Below are 1,904 nucleotides of genomic sequence, written 5' to 3'. Positions count from 1 at the left end.
GTGTAGGACGGGGCGGCGCCTCCCGCGGGGATCAGGCCCGCGGCCGTCGCCGTGGGGAGGTCGTGCGGGGCCGGTTCCGTCAGGCCCGCCGAGAGCGCCTGGTAGTACGGGTCCTCGACCAGCGCCGAGGTCACCCCGCACCGCACGATCACCTCCGCCGGAGTCGGCCGGTGCGCCGGGTCCTTGGCGGCGCAGGCCGTGATCAGCGCGGCCAGTCCCGGCTCGACCCCGGCCACGTCGATCGGCTCGTGGACGGCCCGGTACGACACCCCCTCCACCGACCCGGCCCCGAACGGCGCCCTCCCCGTAGCCGCGAACGCCATCGTCGCCCCCAGCGCGAAGACGTCCGCCGCGTCGCCGACCTCGTTGCGTACCAGCACCTCGGGAGCCGTGTAGCCGGGCGTGCCGGKCGCTGCGCCCGTCCGGGTGAGGGCCGTGTCCGCCGCCGCCCGGGCGATGCCGAAGTCGATGAGCTGTGGGCCCTGCGGGGCCAGGATGACGTTCTGGGGCTTGAGGTCCCGGTGCGTCACCCCGTACGCGTGCACGCTCGCCAGCCCCTCCGCCAGCGCCGCGAACAGCCTGCGGCAGGTGTCGGGCGGGAACGGGCCCCGGTCGGCGACGGCCCGGCTCAGGGTCGGCCCGGAGACGTACTCCGTGGCGAGCCAGTACGGCGGCTCCGCCAGCGACGCGTCGATCAGGTTCGCGGTGTACGCGCTGCGCACCGCCCGCACCGTCTCCGCCTCCCGCCGGAAGCGGGCCAGCGCCTCGGGGTGGTCGGTGATCTCGTCCTTGATCACCTTGAGCGCGACCAGCCGCCCGCCGGGCGAGCGCCCGAGATAGACCATGCCCATCCCGCCCGCGCCCAGCCGGGCGAGCAGGGCGTACGTACCTATGTGTGCCGGATCCCGGGGCCTGAGCGCGTCCACCGCACGACTCTGTCATGCAACCGGCGCTCTCCTCACGCCCGTTGACCTAGTTGTGATCACTTACGACGGAGAGCGACCACTTGACGTGCGCATCCGCCCATATCCCCGAGCTCGCATGCCACTCCGCATGGTTGCTAAGTTGCGTCGGCAAGTAAAGGAAAGCAAAAGGCATGGCAACGGGGGAACGGCCGCACATGGCACTCAGCGCACAGTGGGACGAGCTCTTCGCGGGGGCTCCGCCGAGGCCGGACGCCCGGCCCCCATCCGCGACCGGCACGCGCCTCGCATCCGCCAACGGCAAAGAGGGGGGTGGCGGCGGCCGGTACGACGAGGCGGTGCTCGAACGATGAGGCCCCGCAACGCCCGTCGTCCCGGAGTCATCGCCCTGCTCCCGGCTACCGCCGCGATCGCCCTGCTCCCGGTGGCGGGATGCACCGCTATGAATGACGACGGACTCGGCTACACACCCGAGACAAAGGCCGTCAAGGACGCCGAACAGCTGTCCCGGCAGCAGTCCAGCCTCCTTTTGGATGTCGCAGGGCTGAAGCAGTACGGCATGACGAACGGCGCCCCGTACACCGCCCCCTGCCCCAAGGTCGAGCACGGCTACCGCGTCAAGCACTTCTGGAAGGCGTACGGCCCGTCCCGCGAGATTCTGACGGCCGCGCTCGCACGCCTGCACGAGGAGTTGCCCAAGCACGGCTGGAAGGTCTACCGCTTCGAGAAGGCCAACTCGAAGGCACAGCAGACGCAGCTCGACGTCGAGGACCTGAAGCTGCATCACACGGCGACGATCGAGGAGGACTTCGCCTCGCGCGACCCGAAGGCGTCCAAGTGGGAGAAGGCGGGCCGCGACGGCCTCTTCATCGCCCTGGACTCACCGTGCTACGTGGACCCGGAGTACGAGACCGGCGGCCAGTAGGTCCGGGTGGCCGCCCCGAGGCGCGGTCTCCCCGGGGCCTTCAGGCCGTCCCCGGC

Annotated in this window: 3 protein-coding genes; 2 read left to right on the top strand and 1 reads right to left on the bottom strand. The window is 71.5% G+C overall.

Going from position 1 to position 1,904, the window contains the following annotated elements; genetic code table 11:
• Positions 1–926, bottom strand: a 926-nt coding sequence (locus ACJA3G_RS36030; protein WP_406557242.1) for a serine/threonine-protein kinase, incomplete at its 3' end; no start/stop codon positions are given.
• A 194-nt stretch (positions 927–1,120) separates the two neighbouring features.
• Between ACJA3G_RS36030 and ACJA3G_RS36025 the strand changes: the two genes are divergently transcribed.
• Positions 1,121–1,276 (top strand): hypothetical protein, encoded by a 156-nt coding sequence (locus tag ACJA3G_RS36025; protein ID WP_406557241.1) that lies wholly within the window; start codon positions 1,121–1,123, stop codon positions 1,274–1,276.
• Positions 1,273–1,848: a hypothetical protein gene (locus ACJA3G_RS36020; RefSeq protein WP_406557240.1), complete on the top strand. Its 576-nt coding sequence runs from the start codon at positions 1,273–1,275 to the stop codon at positions 1,846–1,848. The genes ACJA3G_RS36025 and ACJA3G_RS36020 overlap by 4 nt, the downstream gene beginning before the upstream one ends.
• Positions 1,849–1,904 lie beyond the last annotated feature (56 nt).

Source organism: Streptomyces sp. YS-3, assembly GCF_045257485.1.
Taxonomy (GTDB): domain Bacteria; phylum Actinomycetota; class Actinomycetes; order Streptomycetales; family Streptomycetaceae; genus Streptomyces.
The sequence above is the reverse complement of the archived record's forward strand: the minus strand, read 5'-3'. Positions and strand labels throughout refer to the sequence as shown.